The sequence below is a fragment of the Actinomadura sp. GTD37 genome (genome assembly GCF_041951365.1).
Taxonomy (GTDB): domain Bacteria; phylum Actinomycetota; class Actinomycetes; order Streptosporangiales; family Streptosporangiaceae; genus Spirillospora.
The window spans coordinates 1186420-1203426 of sequence record NZ_JBGNUS010000001.1; the positions used below are offsets into that span (position 1 = coordinate 1186420).

General features: G+C 72.2%; 17 protein-coding genes. 7 read left to right on the forward strand and 10 right to left on the reverse strand.

The window, feature by feature from the left end:
* Positions 1–263: 263 nt before the first annotated feature.
* From ACA511_RS05760 to ACA511_RS05780, 5 genes are all read right to left on the reverse strand, one after another.
* On the reverse strand, positions 264–620 hold the full coding sequence (locus ACA511_RS05760) for a hypothetical protein (protein ID WP_375022997.1): 357 nt from the start codon (positions 618–620) through the stop codon (positions 264–266).
* 38 nt (positions 621–658) lie between these two features.
* The gene (rarD, locus tag ACA511_RS05765; protein ID WP_375024687.1) at positions 659–1531 is read right to left on the reverse strand and encodes an EamA family transporter RarD; all 873 of its coding nucleotides are present in this window, start codon (positions 1529–1531) and stop codon (positions 659–661) included.
* A gap of 149 nt (positions 1532–1680) precedes the next feature.
* Positions 1681–2694 carry a hypothetical protein gene (locus ACA511_RS05770; protein WP_375022998.1) on the reverse strand — a complete coding sequence of 338 codons (1014 nt, stop codon included), beginning with the start codon at positions 2692–2694 and terminating at the stop codon, positions 1681–1683.
* Complete coding sequence (locus tag ACA511_RS05775; RefSeq protein WP_375022999.1) at positions 2694–3281, reverse strand: RNA polymerase sigma factor; 588 nt, start codon at positions 3279–3281, stop codon at positions 2694–2696. Before ACA511_RS05775 ends, ACA511_RS05770 begins: the two co-directional genes overlap by 1 nt.
* A 61-nt stretch (positions 3282–3342) precedes the next feature.
* Positions 3343–4044, reverse strand: a complete 702-nt coding sequence (locus tag ACA511_RS05780) for a hypothetical protein (RefSeq protein ID WP_375023000.1) — start codon at positions 4042–4044, stop codon at positions 3343–3345.
* A gap of 296 nt (positions 4045–4340) precedes the next feature.
* Between ACA511_RS05780 and ACA511_RS05785 the strand changes: the two genes are divergently transcribed.
* From ACA511_RS05785 to ACA511_RS05795, 3 genes are all read left to right on the forward strand, one after another.
* Positions 4341–4508, forward strand: coding sequence for a hypothetical protein (locus ACA511_RS05785; protein ID WP_375023001.1), 168 nt, complete (start codon positions 4341–4343; stop codon positions 4506–4508).
* Between the two features lie 113 nt (positions 4509–4621).
* Positions 4622–5473: a helix-turn-helix domain-containing protein gene (locus ACA511_RS05790; protein WP_375023002.1), complete on the forward strand. Its 852-nt coding sequence runs from the start codon at positions 4622–4624 to the stop codon at positions 5471–5473.
* A 172-nt stretch (positions 5474–5645) separates the two neighbouring features.
* Positions 5646–5828 carry a DUF397 domain-containing protein gene (locus ACA511_RS05795; RefSeq protein WP_375023003.1) on the forward strand — a complete coding sequence of 61 codons (183 nt, stop codon included), beginning with the start codon at positions 5646–5648 and terminating at the stop codon, positions 5826–5828.
* 3 nt (positions 5829–5831) lie between these two features.
* On the opposite strand, the gene ACA511_RS05800 is transcribed toward ACA511_RS05795, so the two are convergent.
* A complete protein-coding gene (locus ACA511_RS05800) occupies positions 5832–6470 on the reverse strand; it encodes a hypothetical protein (protein WP_375023004.1) in 639 nt (212 codons plus the stop codon).
* Between the two features lie 280 nt (positions 6471–6750).
* On the opposite strand from ACA511_RS05800, the gene ACA511_RS05805 reads away from it, so the two are divergent.
* Both ACA511_RS05805 and ACA511_RS05810 read left to right on the forward strand, forming a co-directional pair.
* Entirely contained in the window at positions 6751–7521 is a 771-nt protein-coding gene (locus ACA511_RS05805) for a methylenetetrahydrofolate reductase (RefSeq protein WP_375023005.1), read from the forward strand.
* Between the two features lie 29 nt (positions 7522–7550).
* The gene (locus tag ACA511_RS05810) at positions 7551–7892 is read left to right on the forward strand and encodes a thioesterase family protein (RefSeq protein ID WP_375023006.1); all 342 of its coding nucleotides are present in this window, start codon (positions 7551–7553) and stop codon (positions 7890–7892) included.
* Between the two features lie 258 nt (positions 7893–8150).
* Here ACA511_RS05810 and ACA511_RS05815 read toward each other — a convergent pair whose 3' ends face one another.
* The 3 genes from ACA511_RS05815 to ACA511_RS05825 form a co-directional block, all read right to left on the reverse strand.
* The gene (locus ACA511_RS05815) at positions 8151–8981 is read right to left on the reverse strand and encodes an ABC transporter permease (protein WP_375023007.1); all 831 of its coding nucleotides are present in this window, start codon (positions 8979–8981) and stop codon (positions 8151–8153) included.
* Positions 8978–11440 carry an alpha/beta fold hydrolase gene (locus ACA511_RS05820; RefSeq protein ID WP_375023008.1) on the reverse strand — a complete coding sequence of 821 codons (2463 nt, stop codon included), beginning with the start codon at positions 11438–11440 and terminating at the stop codon, positions 8978–8980. Before ACA511_RS05820 ends, ACA511_RS05815 begins: the two co-directional genes overlap by 4 nt.
* Positions 11441–11529: 89 nt before the next feature.
* The gene (locus ACA511_RS05825) at positions 11530–12309 is read right to left on the reverse strand and encodes a TetR/AcrR family transcriptional regulator (protein ID WP_375023009.1); all 780 of its coding nucleotides are present in this window, start codon (positions 12307–12309) and stop codon (positions 11530–11532) included.
* 114 nt (positions 12310–12423) lie between these two features.
* Between ACA511_RS05825 and ACA511_RS05830 the strand changes: the two genes are divergently transcribed.
* Both ACA511_RS05830 and ACA511_RS05835 read left to right on the forward strand, forming a co-directional pair.
* Positions 12424–15051: an MFS transporter gene (locus ACA511_RS05830; protein ID WP_375023010.1), complete on the forward strand. Its 2628-nt coding sequence runs from the start codon at positions 12424–12426 to the stop codon at positions 15049–15051.
* Between the two features lie 63 nt (positions 15052–15114).
* A complete protein-coding gene (locus ACA511_RS05835; RefSeq protein ID WP_375023011.1) occupies positions 15115–15942 on the forward strand; it encodes a YceI family protein in 828 nt (275 codons plus the stop codon).
* 21 nt (positions 15943–15963) lie between these two features.
* Here the strand turns inward: ACA511_RS05835 and ACA511_RS05840 are convergent, their stop codons facing one another.
* Positions 15964–16875 (reverse strand): hypothetical protein, encoded by a 912-nt coding sequence (locus tag ACA511_RS05840; protein WP_375023012.1) that lies wholly within the window; start codon positions 16873–16875, stop codon positions 15964–15966.
* Between the last annotated feature and the right edge of the window lie 132 nt (positions 16876–17007).

Consider the following 17007-nt stretch of genomic DNA (forward strand, 5'->3'; position numbering starts at 1 on the left):
CTGGGGTACTTGGGCGATTTGTAGATTTCCGTGGGAGTATCACATGATCAATTGACGCGATCAAGGGGGGGAAGGTAGGAAATATCGGTCCAGTAAGAGTGGCGTTCGTCACTTTTCCGGATGGGTTGTCTCAATAGTCGAGACGGCTTGACAGTATTCGCGCAGGTGGCGTGCCGAAGAAAACTTCGCGTCAGAGGCCGAACACGGCGCGTGGTAATGGTCACACAGGGGAAATTGTCCCCATTTATCCTAATTACTTAGGGTCAGTGGCCGGTCGGCATGAGGTCCGGCCAGACCAGGCGTCCCGCCACCCGAAGTTCGCCGGTCACCGTCCGCGGCCCGCAGCGGGCCACGATGGTGTAAGTGCTCGGCGTCGCGTCCGGCCGCACGGTCGCGGTGCCGTCCGCGGCCCGTCCGGCGAACACCTCGGACGCCACCCGCGCCCCGCCCGCGCACCCCGGCACCGAGATCCGGACCCGCTCGCCCGGCCGCACCACGCCGGGCTCGACCGCGACGCCGTCATGCGCGGTCGCGGTCGCCGTCGCCTCGCCCGTCGCCGGGGCGAGCATTCCCGCCGAGATCAGCGCCGTGCCCAACACGCTGACGGTGACCAAACGCAACGGAACTCCCTCGAATCCGGCATTCGACGTCCGGCACTTTAGCCCGTCCGGACCGTCTCGGGCAGCGCTTCCCGGCGTCCGCCGCGCAACCCCTCCCACGTCAGCGTCGCCAGCGCCAGCCACACCAGCAGGAACCCCGCCCACCGGCTCGCCGGCATCTCCTCGTGCTGCACGAACACGCCGATGAGGAACTGGAGCACGGGCGCCACGTACTGGAGCATCCCGATCGTCGTCATGGGCAGCCTGATCGCGGACGCGTTGAACAGCATCAGCGGCACGGCCGTGATGACCCCGGCCCCCACCAGCAGCACGGCATGGCCCGCCCCGTGATGCCCGAACGCGGCCTCGCCCCGTCCCTCCAGCGCCACCACGAACACCAGCGCGGGCACGAACATGACGGCCGTCTCGATCGCCAGGCTCTCCACCGAGGGCATGTCGGCGAACTTCTTGAGCAGCCCGTAGATCCCGAACGCGAAGGCCAGCACGAGCGCGATCCAGGGCGGCCGCCCGTAGTCGACCGTCAGCACGGCCACCGCGGCGGCCCCGAGGCCGACCGCCGCCCACTGCCAGGGCCGCAGCCGCTCCCGGAACACGACCACCCCGAACACCACGCTGATCAGCGGGTTGATGAAGTACCCGAGCGCCGCCTCGACCGTCCGCCCGCTGTTGACGGCGTAGATGTAGGTCCCCCAGTTCACCGTGATCACCACGGCCGCGAGGACCAGCAGGCCGACCTGCCGCCGTCCGATCCCGCGCTGCCAGGTCCGCCGCACCGCCAGCACCGCGCCCACCGCGACCAGCGACCACATGATCCGGTGCGCGAGGATCTCGCCCGCCCCCGCCGGCTTCAGCAGCGGCCAGTACAGCGGGAACAGCCCCCATATCGCATATGCCGCGACCCCGAACGCCATGCCCCGTTTCACCACGTCCGGCACCCTACTCGGTAACCAGCCAAGAAGAACGACGCTCATGACGAGCCCTGAGACAGCGGGCCACTTCGCGCGCGACCAGTGGGTGTGCGGGCCGCCCGTCCACCGGGCGGCCCGCACGGTCTCGCGGGTCAGAACCTGCCGGCCTCGATGTCGGCGAGCCGGACGCGGGACGTGTGGTAGTACACCGTGGTGGACGGGGCGTCCGGGGCGCTGCCGGTCAAGGCGACGGGACGGCCCGTCCCGGCGTTGACGACCAGCTTCTCGCTGATCTTCCCGGCGGTGGGCCAGGTGTCCACCAGCGTCAGCGTCGGCTGTCCGGCGGTGGTCGTCTTCGTGACCTCGACCTTCGGCATCGTCGCCATGATGCGGAGCACGCCGGCCCGCACCTGGGGGTTCTCCGGAGCCGCGATCAGCGCGTCGACGGCGTTCGACCAGATGTGGTTGTCGTCGATCTCCTGCTTCTCCTCGGGGGTCCGCGGCTTCGGCGGCACGTACTTCTCTCCCCGCGCCTTGGCGAGGCCCTTGAGCTTCTCGATCCTCTGCCGCTCCGGGTCCTGGTCCGTGCCCGGGGCGAGGTTGGCGACGGCCATACGTGCGCGCGCGGTGGCGATGTCGCCCTTCACGGCGTAGAGCGCCACCGCAATGTCGCGCTTGAACACGTCGTCGCCCCCGTCCTTCCGGACGACGGCCCGGCGCAGGGCGCTCTTGTCGTTCCCCCAGTAGTAGGTGCCGTCGTCGGTGAACAGGCCGATGCCGTTGCGGCCCAGCGCGTCGCTGGTCGGCGACTGGTTGCGGATCTCCAGCGTCGCGTCGCCGGGCGCCTTGGCGGGCAGGGGGGTGATCTCCGCCACGAGCCGGGTCAGGACCGGGTTCCCCGCCGTCGCCTTGACCGGGGGCTCGCCGGGCGTCGGCGAGGACGTCACGACCAGCGCCGTCGCCACGGAGGCGGCGACCAGGGCGGCGGCGACGCCCGCCGTGCGGCGCGTGCCCCACCGGGCCCGCCGGCGGGGCGCGGTCTCCGGCTCCGGCGCGCCCTCGGCGGCCATCGCCGCCCGCAGCACCGTCCTGGCCTCGTCGAAGGCGCGCGGCCGCACGGCCTCGGTCGCCTTCAGGTCCCTCAGCAGGTCCATCTCATCGACCATCAGTTGGCCTCCTTCACCGTGTCGTGATCGGTCAGCAGCGCGACCATCCCCGGCGCGTTCCGCAGCGCCGTGCGCGCCTCGTGCAGGTAGCGGCGCGCCGTCCCCGGCGGTACGCCGATCGCCCGCCCCGCGTCGGCGACGGTCAGGTCCTCCCAGGCGACGAGGGTCAAGATCTCCCGCTGCCGCGGCCCCAGCAGCGCCAGGGCGTGCCGCAGCACCGCCTCGACGTCGACGCGGCGGTCGACGGCGGGCCACGGGTCCGCCCCGGACGCCATGTCGGTCACGTCCGCTCGCGGCACCTCGGCCGGACGGGATCGCCAGTGCCGCCGGAGCGTGTTGTGGGCCACGCCGAACAGCCACGGGCCTGCGTCGCGGAACGACCGGTCGTAGGACGCCCGGGACGCGAGCGCCGCCACCCAGACCTCGCCGAGCAGGTCCTCGGCGAGGTCCCGGCCGACCCGCCGCGCGAGGTAGGCCCCCACCGCCGCCTCGTGGCGCCGGACCATCTCGACGAAGGCGTCCGCATCGCCGTCGAGCGACCGGGCGATCAACTCCGCGTCATCGGCCTCATCCGGATCGGATGTCATGACCCTCCTCGTTTTCGGATCGCCTTGCATCCGGGAATTGCCGGCCGAGGGGGTAAAGCGTTCAGCGCTGGTCAGCGACCCGCGCGGAAGGACGAGGGAGGTAGGGGCGGAACTGCTCGGCCACCAGGTCGGCGACGGCGGCGGCGTCGCGGGCGCCGTCGACCTCGATCACGCGGATTCCGAGGCGGCGGGCGGAACGGACGGCGTCACCGGCGACGAGGCGGTCTCGCTCCAGGCGGTTCCGCTGCGCGCGGGCGGGATCGCTGACATCGCCGCCGATGGCGGCGGCGCGGGCGAGTTCCCGTACCTGCCGGTCGCGGAAGGCTTCGGTGGGCACCATGACGACCATCTGCCGCGGTGAGTCGATGATCGGGGCGACCAGTTCGGGGCGGAGCCCCCAGCCTTCGGCGATGACGGGACGTCCGGAGACCAGGGCGCGCAGGTCGTCCAGGGCCCATTCGAAACGCGTCGGGAAGCCGGCCAGTGTTTCGGCGGCCATGTCCGCGGGGGTGGTGTTCACCCAGGACGCGTCAGGGTCCGGGTCGGCGGGAGGCCGGTCCTGCTTGATGCGGAGGGCGATCCGGCGATCGTTGTGGCCGCGGGCGTCGTGGTAGTCGTACTGGTACGCGGTCAGGCCGTAGCGGACGGCCAGCAGCCGGGCCACGGTGGACTTGCCGGCCCATTGCCCTCCGCCGATCCACAGCGCTCGGCGCAGCGTGCCGAAGGGGTCCCGAACCTGGTCGCCGAGGGCGTGTCCGGTCACAGGTCTCCTCCCGTGCGGTGGATGAACGGGCGCTCCACCGCGCAGCAGTCGGGCGCGCGGCGTCTCCCGGCGAGGTATCTGAATGAAGCGTGCACCGATTATCGCCGTAAGCATGATGACGTTGTCGGCCGGTTGTTCCTCTGAAGCCAGGGATGCCGCCGCTCCCGCGAAGAGCACCGGTGCTGCGCCGCGCTCAAGGGAAGGGACCTGCTCTACGTGGTCGACGCGGCCGGTGCCTCCGGTGGCTACATCAACAACATCAGCGGTGTCTGCGGGCCGAACGGAGGCGTCTCGCGGTGCAGGCGGCGGTCGCCGCGAGCGCGGTCCGGTTCCGGGCGCCGGCGCCCGGCGACAAGATCTGCGGGATCACCTTCGGAATGCGACCGGGCGAAGAGATCAAGGATCTGGACGAGATCGCGAGCACGCTGCGCCCGCTTTCCTGGGCCGTGGTCAGCGTTCGGTAAATCCTCTTGGGGAAGTCGGGCACATGCGGCTGCGGTTGCACTAGTCTTTGCGCCCTAGGCACTTTGAAAGGTTGCAGACTGCCTTCTGGCACACAAAGGGGAAGGTGTTGGGCATGCCGGACAGTCCGACTGTTCACCAGCGACGCCTTCGGATCGAGCTGCGGAGAGCGCGGGAGGCCGCCGGGCTGACTCAGGAACAGGCGGCGAAAGCCCTGGAATGGTCGCTTTCGAAGATTATCCGCATCGAGGGCGGCACGGTCAGGGTCGCCGTGAGCGACGTCCGCGTGATGCTGCAGCAGTACGAGGTGCCGGCCGAGCGGTTCGACGAGTTCCTGGGGCTGGCGCGGGCGGCGCGCGAGACGGCCTGGTGGAGCGCCTATCGCCGGGTCCTCAGCCCGCAGCTGGCGGAGCTGATCGGCTTCGAGTCGGCCGCCGGCGTCTCCCGGGAGTTCCAGCCCCTCATCATCCCGGGGCTGCTGCAGACCAGCGCCTACGCGAGGGAGATCCTGTCCAGCCTGCGCAGCGCGGACGCGGCCGAGCGGATCAACGAGCTGGTCGAGGTGCGCGTCCGCAGGCAGGAGATCTTCGAGGACGAGGCGCCGCCGAGGTTCTTCTTCGTCATCGACGAGGCGGCGATCCGCCGGCTCGTCGGCGGCGCCGCGGTGATGCGGGCCCAGTTGTCGCATCTGCTCGAGATGGCGAAGCGCCCCAATGTGACGATTGAGATCGTCCCGCTCGACCGGGGCGCCCATCCGGGGTTGAGCGGCCCGTTCAAGCTGATCGAGTTCGCGGAGCCCGAAGACGACGACGTGCTCTATCTGGAAGGCGCGCAGGGCGAACTCATCGGCCGCGACTATCGCGAGGAAGTCGTCCGATACCGCGAGAATTTCGCGACCCTGCGCGGGATTTCGCTCGGTCCGGAAGGGTCGGCCGTCCTGCTCAACACGGTCGCCGAATCCCTCTGAACGGCGCCGTTGGCGCCTGGTGAGCGATCCGCCTAGACTCTCACCTTGACAGTGCGCGACATGGCAATTCGGTGTGCCTGGATTCAAGGGTGGGAATCCGCATTCCGGCCGCCGCATCGGGGTGCCGGGGCCGCTGGAGGGAGCAGGTGTGGACAGGGCGGAGCGACCGCGGGTGACCTGGAGGAAGAGCCGCCGGAGCGGTGGCGGTGACTGCGTCGAAATCGCTTTCGACGGCGCCTCCGTCCTGGTGCGGGACTCCAAGGACCACCGCGGCGCCGTCCTGACGATTCCGGTCGCGCAGTGGCGGATTCTGCGGTGCTCGATCGCCCGCGGGCACGGCGATCTCCCGGAATGACGGTCATCCGGCGGCGGGCAGGGAGAAGGGCCGCCGTTTCGGCGGGACGCGGCCGGTGTGGTGGATGTAACCGCTGTAGGGCCTCTCTTTGATCACCACTTCCAGCTTGACGAAGTCCGCCGGGTTCAGGGCGCAGAAGCCGCTTCCCACGACGTCCTTGTAGAGGGTGTCGGACACCACCAGGACGAGGTCGCGGTCCTGGTGCTCGGTGAGGTGGTCGCGCAGCGGCGGGGCTTCCAGTAGCCGGGAGACCACGATGGGGGCGTCCCCGGCCGGGCCGAGCGGCCCCTCGATCATGGTGCCGTGGTGGAGGGCGAGCCTCATCCGCAGGCGGGGGGCGCGGTGCCGGTTGAGTTCGGCGAGCGCGCGTTCGAGGTCGCGGGCGAAGACGCCCACGACGCGCGGGACGTCGACGTCGACGGGCATGACGACGAGTTCCCCGTCCCCGCCGGGCTGGCGGTACCAGCCGCTCGTGCGGAGCCCGGTTCGCCGTGCGCAGCCGTCGAGCAGCCCGCGAAGGTCGGTCTGGGCGGCGAGCTGCTGCTGCGCGTCCAGCCGGCTGTACCTCTCCAGATCCACCGCGAGGAGCAGGCGGTACACGAGTCGCGCTCCGCCGGCGGAGCCGGGCCATCGAAGTGTCATCTGCCGTCCTCGAAGCCGCTGTCAGGTCAATTCTGCCTGATGCAGGCTGCTATGGGCAGATAAACATGGGTCGGTTAGCAACATGGCACTTCGCCGGTAGCTCCAAGCCTGCTTGCCTCCACCCGGAACCGCGCGAGTGACCTGCGTGAATCTCAGTCGCGGTGACAGCAAGTGATCTAGCGGATGGCTTAAAGTAACCTTGCTATCGGCCAGGTGGCATTCGATCTCCACATCGGCGTAAGCCGGGGTCTGGAGGCCGGCCGCTCGGTAGGCTCACGGCATGGGCTTCGAGGTTGTGTGCGAGGTCGAGCCGCCTACTCGGCCCGATCTGCAGAAGGTGCGGCATCAGATCGGGGTGCTGAGTCCGGTGGCGGACTCGTTCCTGATTCCCGACAACCATATTGGGCGGGCCACTGTTTCCAGTGTGGCCGTCGCCCATGAGGTGCAGGCCATGGGCGCGCGGGGCATTGCCTGCCTGAACTCGCGGGATCGGAATCTGCTCGGGTTTCGCAGGGACCTGCTCACGGCGGCGGCTTACGGGGTCGAGCGGTTCCTGTTCGTCTACGGGGACAAGCCGAGAGTGGGCGGACGGACGAGTGAGCTGACCGTCCGCGCCATGATGGAGGAGGCCCGCGGGGCGAGCGAGGACGAGGTGTTCGCCGGGTGCGGGCCGTTCCAGGTCGGGGTGACGTCGGGGCTGCGGCCGGTGCCCGAGTGGAAGCGGGCCGCGGACTTCACGTTCGTCCAGGTGAGCTACTCGCTGGAGAACCTGCTGCGGTGGCGGGAGGGCGTCGAACTCGACGGGCCCGTCTACGCGGGCGTCATGGTCCTCGCGAGTGCCGGGATGGCGCGCAATCTGGCCGCCGCCATCCCCGATATCGACATTCCCGGTGAACTCGTCGAGGCCGTCGAGCGGGACCGTGCGGCCGGGGTCGCGGCGGCCTGCGAGCAGGTGCTCGCCCTCCGGGACTCGGGGGCGTTCGACGGGGTCCATCTCGTGCCGGTCAGCCGCTACCGGGAGGTCGCGGCGCGGCTGGAGCGGGAGTTGTGAGGCCGGGGCTGTGCGGCCAGGTGTCCGCTGTGGTCGGGGACGTGGACACGGCGGTCGCGCTGGGGAGCGGGGACGTCCCCGTGCTGGCGACGCCTCGGCTGCTGGCGCTCGCGGAGGCGGCGACCGTCGCTGCTCTCGCGGGGCGTCTCGGCGGCGGGCAGACGTCGGTGGGGACGCGCGTGGAAGCGGAGCACCGCGCGGCCAGTCCGGTCGGAGCGCGGGTGACCGTGGAGGCGGAGCTCGAAGAGATCGACGGGAAGCGGCTCGTGTTCGGGTTCAGGGCCGTGGACGAGCGCGGGTCGGTGGTGGGAAGCGGACGGGTCGAGCGCGTGGTGGTCGACCGGGATCGGTTTCTGGCGCGGCTTCAGTAGGGGAGCAGGCGGCCCGAGGGGGTCCTCAGGTCGGGCTGGCTCGGTGGACGTGGGGGCTTGGGGCGCTTGATGAGCTGCTGCCGTGCCATGGTGATCATCTCCCCCCAACGGGCCCGACTTAATCGTCGTCGCCTCGTATGACGCGGTCGGCGTCCGCGCGGTTCGCTGAGCTTATGCCACCGACCCTGCCGGTTCGACCGATTTTCGCGAGATATTGTCGACGCGGTGTGGTGCGATGGTCGCTCAATGTGGCGAAAATCAGGAGACGATATCGCGGGTCCGGAAGCGGCGGAAGGCCAGAGCGAAAAGGATCAGGGCATAGGAGAGGGACAATGCGGCGCCCTTCGCCATGCCCGTCCACTGGATCTGCGGTTGCAGCGCGTCCATCCACGAGTACATCCAGTGGGTCGGGAGGAAGTCGCGCCAGGAGCCGAGTGCGGTGACGGCGTCCAGGATGTTGCTGACGATGACGAGCCCGACGGCGCCGCCGACCGCGCCGAGCGGCGAGTCGGTGGTGACGGACAGCAGGAACGCCAGCGCGGCGACGACGAGCTGGGCGACCAGCGAGTAGCCGACGATGATCGCCATCCGGCCGAGCGCGGTGCTCACCGGGACGGTGCCGCCGGTGGGGAGTTCGACGTCGCCCCAGCCGAAGCCCGCCGTCCCGGCCACCAGGGACATCAGCGGCAGGCTGACGACGGCGACGACCGCGTAGGAGAGCGCGACGATCAGCTTCTGGCGCAGCAGGCGGGCGCGGGGCACCGGCGCGGCGAGCAGGTAGCGCAGGGACGACCAGCCGGCCTCGCTCGCCACCGTGTCGCCGCAGAACAGGGCGACCGCGACCACCAGCAGGAACCCCGTCGAGACGAACAGGGAGAAGAGGGCGAAGTTCAGCGCGGACGACGTGGCGACGTCGACCAGGCTGGGGACGCCGTTCGGGCCGGGGTCGCCGCCGAGCTTGAACGCGAGCACGAGCACCCACGGCAGGACGAGCAGGATCCCGAACGCGACCAGGGTGCGGCGGCGCCGGAACTGGCGGACGGCCTCCACGCGCAGGGGCAGCGTCCGCCGGACGTCGTAGGTCGTCATGGGGCCTCTCCGATGATCTCCAGGAACGCGTCCTCGAGGCGGCGGCCGGAGCCGGTGATCTCGCTGACGGGGCCGGCGGCGACGCGGCGTCCGCCGGCCATGACGACCGCGTGCGTGCAGGTCTGCTCGACCTCGGCGAGCATGTGGCTGGAGACGATCACGGTGCGTCCGGCCGCGGCGTACCGGACGAGCACCTCGCGCATCTCGCGGATCTGGGGCGGGTCGAGGCCGTTGGTGGGCTCGTCCAGGACGAGGAGGTCCGGCAGGCCGAGCATGGCCTGGGCTATGGCGAGCCGTTGCCGCATCCCCTGCGAGTAGGTGCGGACGGCCCGGTCCAGGGCGGAGCCCAGGCCGGCTATCTGCAGCGCCTCGGCCAGGTGGGCTTCGTCCTGGGGGCGGCCGGTGGCGCGCCAGTACAGGTCCAGGTTGTCGCGGCCGGAGAGGTGGGGCAGGAACCCCGGTCCCTCTACGAAGGAGCCAAGGCGGGACAGGACGGGCGCTCCGGGAGTGACGCGGTGACCGAAGATGCGGATCTCACCCGAGTCGGGGTGGATGAGGCCCATGAGCATGCGCAGGGTCGTGGTCTTCCCGGCGCCATTCGGGCCCAGCAGACCCAGCACCTGCCCCTTTTCCACACGGAACGACAGGTCGGCCACGGCCAGGTGGCCGTTCTTGTACGCCTTCGTGAGGCCCGTTATCTCCAACGGGACGTCGTTGCCCGCCGAAGCGTCCCGCCTGCGACGTCCGGGCAGGAGGATGGCGGCGACCACGGCGAGAGCGGCCACCGGCAGGGCCCACACCCAGGCGGGCAGCGGCGGGGACGCCGTCGTCAACGCGGGCGCCGTGGGAACGGTCAGTGGCGAGACCGCCTGAACCTTGTAGGACGAGGGTTCGGCGGGCGTCGCGAAGCCCATGTCGGTCGTCGCGACGACGAGGCGCAGGCGGTGGCCGCGGTCGAAGCGGTAGTCCATCGCGGGGAGCGTCACGGTGACGCCGCCGTCCGAGGCGTCCGAGACCCGGAAGGGCGCCGCCAGCCGCCGCGCCGGTGCGGCGCTCCCGCCGGGCGCGACGTCGTAGAGCTTGGCGAACAGTGGGCCGTCCCCGCGAATCTTGAGGCGGACCGTGGCCGCCCCGGTCAACCGGACGGGGTGGTCGAGCGGACGTGTGTCGAAGGTGGCGGTCTGCCCCGGCATGTCGGCCGGCAGCGACCCGCCGAGCGCGCCCAGGGAGCCGAGCGCGCCCAGCCCCGGCGCCGCCGAGATCGACGCCGGCGAGCCGCCCGCCGGGTTGAAGATCGTCTGCTCGCGGCCGGCGAGCGGCATCGCCACCGGGTCGCCGGAGAGCCCCGGATACCGGGACGTCGCCGCCTCCTCCACGACCACCTGCTGCGTGGACGAGTCGAGCCCGCCCGCCCGCGTCACCGTGAGACCGTCCAGGGCGGGCCCGGAGCGGCGGAGCCGCGCGTCGAAGAAGTCGCGCACCAGCCCCTCGACCCGCTCGGTCTCCGGATCGCCGCCGTCGTGCCCGCCCTGGAACCAGACGACCGACACGGGCGCGCCGGACGCGGCGATGGCGCGGGCGTTCGCGTCGGCCTGGTCCAGCGGGAACAGCGAGTCGGCCTGTCCCTGGATCAGCAGCGTCGGCACCTTGATCCGGCTCGCGGCCGAGGCCGGGCTCGACCGCCGCAGCGTCTCGATCGCCGACGCGGTCGGCCGCCCCTTCGTCGCGACTTCCTGGTACATGTCGCACAACGACGGTAGAAAACGCCCACATGCCGTCCGGCCCGCGCCGCTCGTGAAGAAGACCCCGGCCCACAGCTTCTTGAACACGCCCTCCTCGGGCCCCGCGCCGGCGGCGGACGGGAACAGCGCGTCGGCGAGGCTGTTCCAGGTGATCTGCGGAGCGATGGCGTCCACCCGCCGGTCGTACGCGGCGGTCAGCAGCGCGATCGCGCCGCCGTAGGACTGGCCCGCCATGCCGACGCGCGGGTCGCCCGGCCCGTCCAGGACGACCTCGGGACGCTTCGCCAGCCAGTCGATGAGCTGCCGGGTGTCCTTCACCTCGTAGTCGGGCGAGTTGAGCGCGATCTCCCCGGTCGACCGCCCGAACCCGCGCGCCGACCACGCGAGCACCGCGTACCCGGCGCGGGCCAGCCCGCGCGCCTCGCCCGCCACGTCCCGCTTCGAGCCGCCGAAGCCGTGCCCCAGCAGGACCGCCGGGCCCTTCGCCCGCCCGACCGGCCGGTAGAACGTCGTGTCGAGCTGGACGCGCTGGTCGTCCCCCGGCCCGTCCACGACGGCGACGCGCTGCTCGGACGTCCGGACGCGGGGCGCGTCGCCGGCCCCGGCGCCCCAGGCCGCGCCGCCGCCCGCCAGCACGACCGCCGCGCCGGCCGCCGTCCAGCGCGCGGCCCGTCCCGTCCTGCCCCACCGCGCCCGGAGAGCGCCCCCCAGCCTCATGGTCAGCACCCTATGCGCGGCGTACGGCGGGCCGCTCCGACCGGGAGTGGATCTCCACTGCGCCCGTGACCGTACGCCGCCCGCCGCCCCTACATCTCGCGGCGTACGGGCTCCCCGTGCGAGGGCTCCCGGTGCGTGGGCTCCCGGTCGGCGGGCTCGCGGTGCGCGGGTCCACGGGGCGCGGGCGGGGCGAGCGCGGCGGTGAACATGGCGGTGAGGCGGTCGATGACCTCGGCCGGGTCGGCGGCGCGCAGGTCGTCCAGGCCGAAGAGCCGCCGGACCGGCCCGCCGCCCATGATGACCGTGGACGCGAGCAGCGCGCGGGCGCGGGCGTCCGGCCCGTCCAACTGGGCGATGATCGGCTGGACGATCACTTCCTCCAGGTAGTGGAGCAGGATCTTCTTGACCTCGGGGTGGCCCGCCGAGCGGTCGAGTATCCGGGACATGGCGCTCACCGGCCGCTGGTCGACCTGGCGGACGAAGTGCTCGGCGAGCCGGCGCGGCAGCCCGGCCGGGTCGCCCGCGATGACGCCGCGGATCACCGACTCGCCGGTCAGGACCTCCTCGAACAACCCCGCCTTGGACCCGTAGTACCGGTTGACCAGGGCGACGTTCGCCTCCGCCCGCGCCGCGATCATGCGGACGGTGACGCCGTCGTAGCCGTGCTCGCCGAACAGGTCGCGGGCGGCGTCCAGGATGCGGCGCTCGGTCGCCTCCCGGTCCCGCTTGGGCCGCCGGACCCGGTCCTCCGGCGGCGGCGGGCCGGTGCCCATACCGCCCATGGCGCCTATGCCGCTCATGCCGTCCGTGCCGGACGGCCCGTCCGTGCCGGACAGCGTCGTGCGCTCGTCCTCGACCCGCATCTCCATCCCCGGCCCTGTCGGTAACGGTCAGTGTCCAGTATCCATCGAGTTGCAAGTAAACAAGCGTCTACATAAGATACCTGCACGGCACAGGTAATTCCGTGAGCATGGGGGCAATGGGTGGCTCAGACCAGCGTGGCGTCGCACGAACCGGCGGCGTCCGAGCCGGTGAGACCGCAGTACACGCACCGTCAGATCCTGGAGATCCTCGCCGGCCTGATGATGGCGATGCTGACGTCGATGATCTCGACGTCCGTCGTCGCCACCGCGCTGCCGACGATCGTCGGCGACCTCGGCGGCCAGGACAAGCTGTCCTGGGTCGCCAGCGCGTCGCTGCTGACGATGACCGCGTCGACCCCGCTGTGGGGCAAGCTGTCGGACATCGCCGGGCGCAAGCTCATGTTCCAGACCGCCCTGCTGATCTTCGTCCTCGCCTCGGTGGGCGCCGGGCTGTCGCAGAACATCGGCCAGCTCATCGCGGCCCGCGCGTTCCAGGGGCTCGGCGTCGGCGGCCTGTCCGCGCTCGCCCAGGTCATCCTCGGGGACGTCGTCGAGCCCCGGCAGCGCGGCCGCTACGCCGGGTACATGGGCGCGGTGTTCGGCGTCGCGACCGTCGCCGGGCCGCTGCTCGGCGGGTTCATCGTGGACGCCGACGCCCTCGGCTGGCGCTGGTGCTTCTACGTGTGCGTCCCGCTCGCCCTGGTCGCATTCCTGGTCATCCAGAAGGTGCTGACGCTGCCGAAGGTCCGGCGCGACACCCGGGTGGACGTGTTCGGCGCGTTCACCATCACCGGCAGCGCCGCCCTGCTCATGCTGGTGCTGTCCATGGGCGGCACGGAGTTCGCGTGGAACTCCCAGTGGACCTACATCCTGCTCGGGGCCGCGGTCGTCCTGGTCGTGCTGGCGGTCTTCGCCGAGCGCATCGCCCGCGACCCGATCCTGCCGCCCCGGCTGTTCCGCAACCCGGTGTTCCTGCTGACGTCCTTCGTCTCCATCTGCGTCGGCATGGCGATGTTCGGCGTGATGATCTACATGCCGCAGTACCTGCAGATCGTCAAGGGGATGAGCCCCACGGCGTCCGGCCTGATGACGCTGCCGCTCGTCCTCGCCATGCTCGTCACCTCGACCGGCTCCGGGCAGATCGTCACCCGGACGGGCCGCTACAAGATCTTCCCGGTGATCGGGCTGGCCTGCGTCGCGGGCGGCATGTTCCTGCTGTCGCAGCTGCACACCGAATCCTCGAAGCTGATCATCGGCGCCGACCTCGCCCTGCTCGGCTTCGGCATGGGCCTGACGCTGCAGATCCTGATCCTGGCGGCGCAGAACGCCGCCGCCCCCGCCGACCTGGCCTCGACCACGTCCGGCGTCTCGTTCTTCCGGAACCTCGGCGGCGCGATGGGCGTGGCCGCGTTCGGCGCGATCCTCACCAACCGGGTGGGGGCGGAGATCGCCTCGGGCCTGCGCGCGGCCGGCGTCCGGATGCCGGCCGGAGCGTCCGGCGAACTCGGCTCGCCGGATGAGATCCAGCGGCTGCCCGAACCGGTGCACGGCATCATCCAGGAGGCGTTCACGAAGGCGATGGAGGCCGTCTTCCTGGTCGGCGTCCCGGTGGCGGTGATCGGCTTCCTCGCCGTCCTCGCGCTGAAGGAACTCCCGCTGCGCGGCTCGGCGGGGACCGGCCGGGCCGCCAAGAAGCCCCCGGCGGACGGTCTTCCGGGCGAGAACGGCGTCGTCCGTCCCCCGGCCGCCGCCGCGCGGACGGGCGCGGCCGGCGCGGTCGGCGCCGCGCGGCACCTGCACGAGAACGGCGGCGCTCCCGATGGGCGGCTCGCCGCGGTCGCCGCGTCCCCGCCCGCCATGGCCGCCTCCCCGGGCGTGTCCGAACTCGCGGCGCAGGCGCAGCACCTGGCACAGCAGAACGGGCACGCGCAGAACGGGCAGGTTCAGAACGGGCAGGTTCAGAACGGGCAGGGCGGGGCGGCGGAGGGCGGCGTCCCGGTCCGCGGCGTCGTCCGGACCGGCGACGGCGCGCCCGTGTCGTCCGCCGCGCTGACCCTGATCGGCGTGGACGGCCACCAGCTCGGCCGCACGGTCACCCGGGAGGACGGCCGGTACGCGCTGCCGACCCCCGGCCCCGGCAGCTACGTGCTGATCGCCGCCACCGGCGAGCACGAGCCGCAGGCCGCGACGCTGGTCGTCGGCGACCGGCCGGTCGACTTCGACCTGCTGCTCGCGGGCAACGGCGGCCTCGCCGGGACGGTCCGCGGCGGCGACGGCGCCCCGATCGCGAACGCGATGGTCGTCGTCACCGACGTGCGCGGCGACGTCGTCGGCACCGAGCGCACCGACGCCGCCGGGAACTACCTGTTCCGGGACGTCACGTCCGGCGGCTACACGCTCGCCGTGTCCGCCGCCGCGCACCGTCCGGTCGCGCTGCCGGTGGACGTGGTCGGGAACGGGCAGACCCGGCAGGACGTGGAGCTGCCGCCCGGCGCGCGGATCCGCGGGACGGTCCGCAACGAGTCCGGCGAGCCGGTCGGCGACGCGCGGGTCACGCTCGTGGACGCGGCCGGGAACGTCGTCGCGATGGTGATCACCGGGCCGGACGGCGAGTACGCGTTCACCGACCTGACCGGCGGCCAGTACACCGTGATCGCGTCCGGCTATCCTCCGGTCGCCACCGGTCTGTCGCTCTCGGGCGGCGGGCTGGACGAGCACGACCTGAGGCTCGGCCATCCCGTCGAATGACGGACGCGGCCCCGGGCCGTCCGGCGGCGGCCCGGCTACACCAACCTGGAGTGCGGATCGTTGATGGACGCTGAACGAGGTCTGCGCGGAACGGTGCGGACGAAGGACGGCTGGGCGGTACGGCACGCCATCGTCACGGTGACGGACCTGGCCGGCGACCAGGTCGCGCGGGAGCGGACCGGGGAGGACGGCGTGCTCGCCGCCGGTCCGCTGCCCCCCGGGACGTACACGGTGATCGTGACGGCGACGGGCTTCCAGCCGGCCGCCGCCACCCTCATCGTGTCCAGTTCCGGCACGGCCGACGTCGGAAGGATCGTGCTGGGCCGCGCCGGCGGCGCCGAGCTGCCGCCGCCCGGCCCGTGGACGATCGACCCGGCGCACTCCGCCGTCGGCGCCGTCGCGCAGCACCTCGGGCTGTCCAGCGTCCGCGGCAGGTTCGCCGCGTTCGAGGGGCGCGTCGAGGTCGCCGAACCGGTCGAGGAGTCGCGGGTCACGGCGCGCATCGAGGCCGCGTCCATCGACACGGGCAACAAGATGCGCGACGACCACCTGCGCTCGGCCGACTTCATGAACGCCGACGTCCACCCGGTCATCGCCTACGAGGGCGAGGGGCTCACCGCCGCCGGGCCCGACCGCTGGACCGTCCACGGCCGCCTCACCCTCAACGGGGTCACGCGGCCGGTCGACCTCGACATGACCTACCTCGGCAGCGGCTCCGACCCGTGGGGCGGCGTCCGGGCCGCGTTCCGCGCGACGGCGGAGCTGCGCCGCGCCGACTTCGGCATCCGGTTCAACCAGATCCTGGAGGCGGGCGTCGCACTGGTCGGCGAGAGCCTCCGGGTCGAGCTGGAGATCCAGGCCGTCCGGGGCGAGGAGCTCCCGGCGGGCTGACCCCGGCCCGCCGGCGCGGACTCAGCGCCCCTTGAGCTCGCGGACGAGCCGCTTCGCCGTCGCCCGGTCCGGCGACCCGGTCACCACGACCTTCCCGTCGGTGATCGCCATGTCGACGCGGGGCAGGGTGACGAGCCGGTCGCGGACGACGAACGCGAGGTCCCGGCCGACCGTCGCGCGGGTCAGCTGGGCGAACGCCTGCCGGTCGACCGGCCGCAGCGTCACCGCCACGTCGTACCCGCCCGGCCGCACCCGCGACTTCTGGACGCGCAGGTCGGCGACCTTGTGGATCGCGATGCCCTGGGTGAGGTGGTAGCACGTCGGGCCGTTGCCGGCCTGCCCGGTGATGCCCTGCGTCCCGGCCGGGCACGGCCCGGCGGTCGCCTGCGCTACGGGGTAGATGTGCAGCGGCGCGGTCAGCGCCACCGGACGCGTCTTCATCGAGGACGCGATCAGCCCGCCGGTCACCGCGACGGCCGCGATCAGCAGCCCCAGCGTGAGCACCATGACGAGCAGCGCGGCCCGGTGCTGGTCGGCGGCCTTGACCGGGTTCGCGGGCGTCCGCCGCGGCCGGGGGCGGCGCCGTCCGGCCCGGCTCCGCTTGACCTCCGCGGCCTGGCGGTGCCGCTCCGCCGCCCGCGCCCGCCGCCGCGCGGCCTCGCCGTCGGGTACCGGCAGCACGGCCGTGGCCGCCTGCGGCCCCGCTCCGCCGCGCAGGCTCTCCTGCCCCAGCGCCTCCGCCGGGTCGCCTCCGCCCGCCGGACGCAGCGGCCGCGTGCCGCCGCCGGACCCCGTACCCGGCGGGGGGCCGCCGATCGGCTCCGTGTCCGTGCCGGACGCGCTCTCGCCGCCGAGCGCGGCAGCGTTCGTGTCGGGCGCGTCCGTACCGGGGGCGGTGTCCGCGCCGGACGGAACGGCGTCGGCGGGCCGCACGGGAGGCTCATCGCGCGGACGATCCTTGCTGCGGCGCGGAATGACCCGCATCGTCACCTCCCCGGCTCCATGATCTCTACCAGTCTTTCAGGATGAGACGTCCCCCCGCATCGTGTCTCGTCCGAAGACCGC

Coding starts and splice junctions, on each gene's coding strand:
- ACA511_RS05800 (WP_375023004.1), bottom strand. CDS start 6,470: ATGACACTTCGATGGCCCGGCTCCGCCGGCGGAGCGCGACTCGTGTAC.
- ACA511_RS05825 (WP_375023009.1), bottom strand. CDS start 12,309: ATGGAGATGCGGGTCGAGGACGAGCGCACGACGCTGTCCGGCACGGAC.
- ACA511_RS05815 (WP_375023007.1), bottom strand. CDS start 8,981: ATGACGACCTACGACGTCCGGCGGACGCTGCCCCTGCGCGTGGAGGCC.
- ACA511_RS05790 (WP_375023002.1), top strand. CDS start 4,622: ATGCCGGACAGTCCGACTGTTCACCAGCGACGCCTTCGGATCGAGCTG.
- ACA511_RS05835 (WP_375023011.1), top strand. CDS start 15,115: ATGGACGCTGAACGAGGTCTGCGCGGAACGGTGCGGACGAAGGACGGC.
- ACA511_RS05805 (WP_375023005.1), top strand. CDS start 6,751: ATGGGCTTCGAGGTTGTGTGCGAGGTCGAGCCGCCTACTCGGCCCGAT.
- rarD (WP_375024687.1), bottom strand. CDS start 1,531: ATGGCGTTCGGGGTCGCGGCATATGCGATATGGGGGCTGTTCCCGCTG.
- ACA511_RS05820 (WP_375023008.1), bottom strand. CDS start 11,440: ATGAGGCTGGGGGGCGCTCTCCGGGCGCGGTGGGGCAGGACGGGACGG.
- ACA511_RS05770 (WP_375022998.1), bottom strand. CDS start 2,694: ATGGTCGATGAGATGGACCTGCTGAGGGACCTGAAGGCGACCGAGGCC.
- ACA511_RS05775 (WP_375022999.1), bottom strand. CDS start 3,281: ATGACATCCGATCCGGATGAGGCCGATGACGCGGAGTTGATCGCCCGG.